We start from the raw sequence: 5558 nt of genomic DNA, 5'->3' as shown, positions 1-5558 counted from the left end.
TTATTGATTCTAAAGGGTATTTAATTTTTAATTATAATAATGAATCCTGTGATCAAAGCACTAAAATTAATTTAAAAGACAGTATCCCTAAAAATATCTATATTAAATGTTCTAAAGATGGAGGAGATTTTTACACACTTTCGTTACCATAGTTTTTAACATTCAAAAATTTTAAATAAAATTATAACACGTCAAGTTTTGTCGCATTACGCTATTAGCTTTGTCATATCAAAATTACAGAGCTATGGAACTGCCTTTTTATTTAAGTTTTAATGAATTTGAAAACCGTTATTACGACAATCTTGAAAAATGGTTTGAAGAATACAAGAATACCTCCGAAACAGAGTATCTGAAAGCCCTTGTAAAAATGTACAGTCCGTATCTGTATTACAATTTTGCAAATGACAGGCTTCAGGCGGATGCTTCAATTCAGATCAAGGATTGCTTTCTTCCGTATTATGAAAAGATCGGGATTTCATTCTGTACGAACTGTGAAAACGGAAAGTCTTCAAAAAATGTAAAAAGCATGAACCATATATTCGAATGGAAAACAATTACCATGATGGAATATGCTCAACATATTTTAGATAAAATCAACAGATATTTTTCTAAGAATAACTGCAAAGAAGGTAAAAACACACTAGACTTCATCAATAATTATGAAATTATTACTTCCAGGGAAGGAGCGGGATATTGCGTGAATTATAATTTGCACCAATCAACGCTTCCTTTCCTGAAGGCTTATCTTCCGGTATATGGACAGACGGTAAACATCGCGGTTTATAGAGATTTTATTTTCTCAATTGTCCAAATTGCAGAATTTATTGATAAGAAATTAAAGGATATTCACGCTTTTGAACACACAATTTACACAAAACTTAAATCAGATGCCAAGTTCAAGGTACAGATGAGCCATCAGTTTCTGACGATGTGTAATTGATTAACACTAAACATTCACATTCATATAGCTAGATTGTTTGGAAATTAGTTGGTACTTTTTTCAAACGGAAAATCCCAGTCAAATTTGATTGGGATTTATTTTGAAATTATAAATAATTTTAAACTTAAATTTGTTTAAAAATAAAAAGTGTCAAATTGAAGCCTAAGGCTTAGTTATCACCAGAGTGATTAGTCGAATATTGGTACTAACACGGGGAAAATATGATGGTTAAACATTCAAATAAAAATATTAGTTTAGTATTAAATCTTTCTATTTATGATTAACCTTGAACAATATCCTTATACATATAGTGAAATTTTAGTTGAATTACTAGAATATTTTTCAACTCATCATAACTTTGGTGAAACTAGAAAAAATGAAGAAAGAACAATTGTAAAGTTCTGTGAGTATTATAAAGAGAAATATAGTACTCCTGAGATGCCTTATCCAACTCTTGTTGCACAGTTATGTGAGTCCCTTGCCAAGAATAATTACTTGCATTTAATCATTAAGGATACACCAAGTAATTTTGATGATACATATTGGTATCTGCCATCTGATGGACATGGTGCAATCTTCAAAAATCCAATCCTTAAAACTTTCTTAAATGAGAAATTGAAGTCCTTAATATTTGGTTTCAAATATATTAATACAGTTTACAGAGACAGAGTTTTACCAATCTGTCATTATATTAATGAGGACCAAGCTATAGGAAGTTCCTTTATTTTTTTTAATGGTTTAGCTACTGCAAAACATTGCATTGAAGGTGCTTCTAAAATCTCAATTAAAGGTATTCCAAAAAGTGTCCTACAAGAATCAACATTTTTAGTCCATAATATTGACGCAATGGATTTAATCTATATAAAATTTCCAGAGAGTTTCTTGACACAACATCGTTATGCTCAATATGAAGAAGGACAAGTCTTGGATGAAGTCTTAGCTCTTGGATTTCCTAAAGTCCCAGGATTCCACTCTTTTATTACCGCTGAAAAGGCAATTATCTCTTCAAGATATACAGCCTCTATTGGTAGCATAGCCTCAATAGCAGAAGATATTTGGATGAGACAGAATTTAATGTTAATTACAGCAAAAATTAAAGCAGGAAATAGTGGAGGACCTGTTATTAATAATAATGGTAATGTTGTTGGTATTTCTTCAAATCTTCCTTCTGGTGAAGGCAACTATGACGATCTTGGATATGGAACTGTAATTCCAATAAAATTTTTAATTGAAATTATTACAGAAGAAAATTCTAAAGTATTTAATAAGAATATGATTGATTTTTTAGATTTTATTGAATAAAAAAGTCTCAGATTATAAAACCTAAGACTCTGATTATCAGCAGAAAGGAAGGGATTCGAACCCTCGATACAGTTACCCGTATACTACCTTTCCAGGGTAGCTCCTTCAACCACTCGGACACCTTTCTAATTGAGATTGCAAAAATACTCTAATTTCTTGAATTAGCAAATTTTCTGATGCAATTACTCGGAAATTTCTCCACAAAGACTTTTTGCGAAATGTTCTGCAAAACTTCCTTTATAGCTTGGATTGTCAATCAGGTGCATCGCTTTAGTGATCGCACTTTCCGCAGTCATATCTTTCCCGCTGATTGCTCCAATTCTTGAAAAAATATTGCTGTTTTCATATTTTCCAAATGAGATTCCGCCTGAAATACACTGACTTACCACCACAATTTCAGTCCCGTTATTTCGGATTTCCTGCAGCGTTTTCTGGGTTTTTTCAGTGCTGAAAATCGTTCCCGAACCAAAAACCTGAAGGATCAAAACCTTCATTTTTGGGATTTCTTTAAAATGATCCAGCTTCATTCCCGGAAAAATCCTCCAGAACAAAACATCCTCCGAAATATGATCGTCAACATGAAATTCAATATCAGAATTACTGCGGTGAAGATTCTCCTTAATTACATTTAAATGAACTCCGGATTGCCCAAGAATAGGGTAGTTAGGGCTTGCATAGGCGTCAAAATATTCAGCCGAATATTTCAAAGTGCGATTTCCTCTCAATAATTTATATTCAAAATAAATTGCAACTTCCTGAATCACAGCTTTATCATTTTCATATAAGCTTGCGTAGTACAAGCTCGTTAGAAGATTTTCCTTTGCATCCGTTCTCAGATCCCCGATAGGTAGCTGTGAGCCTGTTAAAATTACCGGTTTTTTTAATCCTTTTAACATAAAACTTAAAGCAGAAGCGGTATAAGACATCGTATCTGTTCCGTGAAGAATTAAAAATCCGTCATATTTTTCATAATTTTTGCGGATATAATGAGCTATAATCTTCCATTCTTCCGGTCCCATATCCGAGGAGTCAAGCGGTTTGGCGAAAGGGTGTACGAAAACCTCACATTCCATTAGCTTCATTTCGGGCATTTTTTCAAAAATATTTCCAAAATCAAAGGCACGAAGGCTTCCGGTTTCGTAATCTTTTTCCATACCAATGGTTCCACCGGTATATATCAACAGGACTTTTCGTTTCATACAGGACTTTTATAGAATTTGATCCCCATTTCAGGATGATTCCTCAAAATTACGTTAATTTGCAAAGATTTGAAAATAATGAACGATTTAGCACAAACTTTTGAATATTTAAAACAGTTTTTAACGGAGGAAAGACTGGCGAAAATTGATCATTTTTCTCAGGAAAGTTCTGATTTCGTGCTTCCTGTGATGGATGACGTGTATCAGTTCAGGAATGCAGCGGCGATCATACGGTCGGTCGAAGCCTGTGCTTTTCACAAAGTAATTGCGATGGAAGAAGAAAATGTTTTTAATCCGAATCTTACCGTTACAAAAGGCGCTGAAACATGGGTTGAGGTTGAAAAAATGCCGAAAAATTTGGATTCTTTAAAAAATATTAAAGAAAGAGGTTATAAAATTCTGGCAGTTTCATTGGAGAAAAATGCTGTTATGTTACCGGATTATCAAGTGACGGAGCCGATTGCACTGGTTTTCGGGACTGAGCTTGAAGGAGTTTCAAAAGAAGTAATTGATTTTGCGGATGAAACATTAGCGATTCCGATGTATGGCTTTACGAAAAGTTATAATGTTTCTGTGGCAGCGGGAATTTGTATGTATGAATTGAAACAGAAGTTGTTACGTTCAGATATTAATTATAAATTAAGTGAAGAAAAGCTATTGAAAATGAAAATCCGATGGGCTGTAAATTCTATGAGAAGCGGGCAGCAGATTTTTGAGAAATATTTAAAGGATCACAATATTGATTTTAATTAATATTTTTAACTAAAAACACGAAACCATGCAAAAATATACGAAATATCTTTTCTTTATTTCCCTATTCCTGTCCTTGTTGTCTTTGTATATCATTGGAAAAGGTGGGAAAGAAATTTATCCTTTCTACAGTTGGAAATTATTTACAAGCCCTAGTGGAAGCGAAAAGTTTGAGGAACAATACAGGCTGTACAGGGTTGAGGGAAATGATACGATCAGAGTTTTGTATCAGGCCACAGAAATTTACGATGAAAATAATTTAGCTTTAATAACAGGTTTTTATGGCAAAAAAATTGAAAAAAATGAAAACCGGGAAGAAAGTATCAAAAAGATGAAAATTTTCATGAAAAGCTACCGGCCGGAGTATAATAATCTTCTTTTGTATAAAGAAAGCTTCAATCCCTGGGATTTAGGAAAAGCGTCTTTTAAAATCAATAAAATTTTGATAACCAAACTCTAATGAAATATAAGGAACTTACCGTTTTCAATTATAAAATTGCCTATTATGCAATGCGTACTTTCGGGTTGTATTGGTTGTTGATGCAATATCTTACATTCAGAAGAATCAGCAAGTGGCCTCAAGAAATTTATGAACCATTTCTTGTGATTCAACGATTTATTTTCCCGGTATATCCGAGTGAGTTTTTATATGGGAGTATTTTATTGATTTGTGCTTTACTTCTAATAATAACTTTATTTAAGCAAAATTATATTCTTAATTTTTTAATATTTGTATTAATAGCAATCATTAATTTCCCGATTTCTCTTAATTTCAGTGTGGGGCATCATAATCATTTGATAATTATTGGTTATTTTATGGCGATTTTTTTACTGCCTAAAAATTTAATCAAAGAAAATGATTACAAATGGGTACAGTATTTCTATCTGGGAATATTGGCAACTTACAGTATGGCGGGGATCTCCAAGTTTTTAGGAATTGCGAAAAATGTAATCAAACAAACAGGAAAAATTACATGGCTGGATAAAAACGCAGCCAAAATCAATACGCTGGATAATTATTGGATCGCAGATATCAAGGTTCCGGATTGGGTCCTGAGTTTATATGCTTATGAAAACTTCTGGGTTATTACTACCGTCTTTGGAATCGTAGTACAAGCTTCAAGTTTTTTGGGAGCCTTTAACAGAAAATATCTTACATTCATTATGATTTTCCTGTATATTTTCCATTGTACACGGATTTTTTCGTATTGGCGGATTTTCAGGATGCTAAAAATTTTGTGTTAATAGCTTTGTTTCCGTATCATATTTTTTATCCTTTATATTTGAAATTTAAGTCAAAACCTAGTTATACTTAATTTTAAAGGAAATAATTCCAGGCTGCAACGAAGATTCCGGCTGTTTCTGTT

General features: G+C 32.7%; 6 protein-coding genes and 1 tRNA gene. 5 read left to right on the top strand and 2 right to left on the bottom strand.

The features are described 5' to 3' along the window. Positions 1-244 precede the first annotated feature (244 nt). Together ATE47_RS18835 and ATE47_RS18830 are read left to right on the top strand one after the other, a co-directional pair. Positions 245-940, top strand: coding sequence for a hypothetical protein (locus ATE47_RS18835; RefSeq protein WP_062160224.1), 696 nt, complete (start codon positions 245-247; stop codon positions 938-940). A 276-nt stretch (positions 941-1216) separates the two neighbouring features. Continuing rightward, positions 1217-2242, top strand: a complete 1026-nt coding sequence (locus ATE47_RS18830; RefSeq protein ID WP_062160225.1) for a S1C family serine protease — start codon at positions 1217-1219, stop codon at positions 2240-2242. Positions 2243-2282: 40 nt separating this feature from the next. On the opposite strand, the gene ATE47_RS18825 is transcribed toward ATE47_RS18830, so the two are convergent. Beyond that, a tRNA-Ser gene (locus ATE47_RS18825) sits at positions 2283-2369 on the bottom strand. A 55-nt stretch (positions 2370-2424) separates the two neighbouring features. Then, positions 2425-3441, bottom strand: a complete 1017-nt coding sequence (locus ATE47_RS18820; protein ID WP_062160329.1) for an asparaginase — start codon at positions 3439-3441, stop codon at positions 2425-2427. A gap of 78 nt (positions 3442-3519) precedes the next feature. Between ATE47_RS18820 and ATE47_RS18815 the strand changes: the two genes are divergently transcribed. Genes ATE47_RS18815 through ATE47_RS18805 form a run of 3 tightly spaced genes read left to right on the top strand, consistent with a single transcriptional unit; the run spans position 3520 to position 5436 of the window. Then, positions 3520-4194, top strand: a complete 675-nt coding sequence (locus ATE47_RS18815) for a TrmH family RNA methyltransferase (RefSeq protein ID WP_062160330.1) — start codon at positions 3520-3522, stop codon at positions 4192-4194. Between the two features lie 25 nt (positions 4195-4219). Continuing rightward, complete coding sequence (locus ATE47_RS18810) at positions 4220-4651, top strand: hypothetical protein (RefSeq protein WP_062160331.1); 432 nt, start codon at positions 4220-4222, stop codon at positions 4649-4651. Beyond that, entirely contained in the window at positions 4651-5436 is a 786-nt protein-coding gene (locus ATE47_RS18805) for a hypothetical protein (protein ID WP_062163620.1), read from the top strand. Before ATE47_RS18810 ends, ATE47_RS18805 begins: the two co-directional genes overlap by 1 nt. Positions 5437-5558 lie beyond the last annotated feature (122 nt).

This window comes from Chryseobacterium sp. IHB B 17019, from assembly GCF_001456155.1.
Lineage (GTDB): Bacteria > Bacteroidota > Bacteroidia > Flavobacteriales > Weeksellaceae > Chryseobacterium.
Note: the sequence above shows the minus strand (reverse complement) of the source record. Positions and strands in the feature narration are given on the sequence as shown.

Coding starts and splice junctions, on each gene's coding strand:
- ATE47_RS18835 (WP_062160224.1), top strand. CDS start 245: ATGGAACTGCCTTTTTATTTAAGTTTTAATGAATTTGAAAACCGTTAT.
- ATE47_RS18815 (WP_062160330.1), top strand. CDS start 3,520: ATGAACGATTTAGCACAAACTTTTGAATATTTAAAACAGTTTTTAACG.
- ATE47_RS18830 (WP_062160225.1), top strand. CDS start 1,217: ATGATTAACCTTGAACAATATCCTTATACATATAGTGAAATTTTAGTT.
- ATE47_RS18810 (WP_062160331.1), top strand. CDS start 4,220: ATGCAAAAATATACGAAATATCTTTTCTTTATTTCCCTATTCCTGTCC.
- ATE47_RS18820 (WP_062160329.1), bottom strand. CDS start 3,441: ATGAAACGAAAAGTCCTGTTGATATATACCGGTGGAACCATTGGTATG.
- ATE47_RS18805 (WP_062163620.1), top strand. CDS start 4,651: ATGAAATATAAGGAACTTACCGTTTTCAATTATAAAATTGCCTATTAT.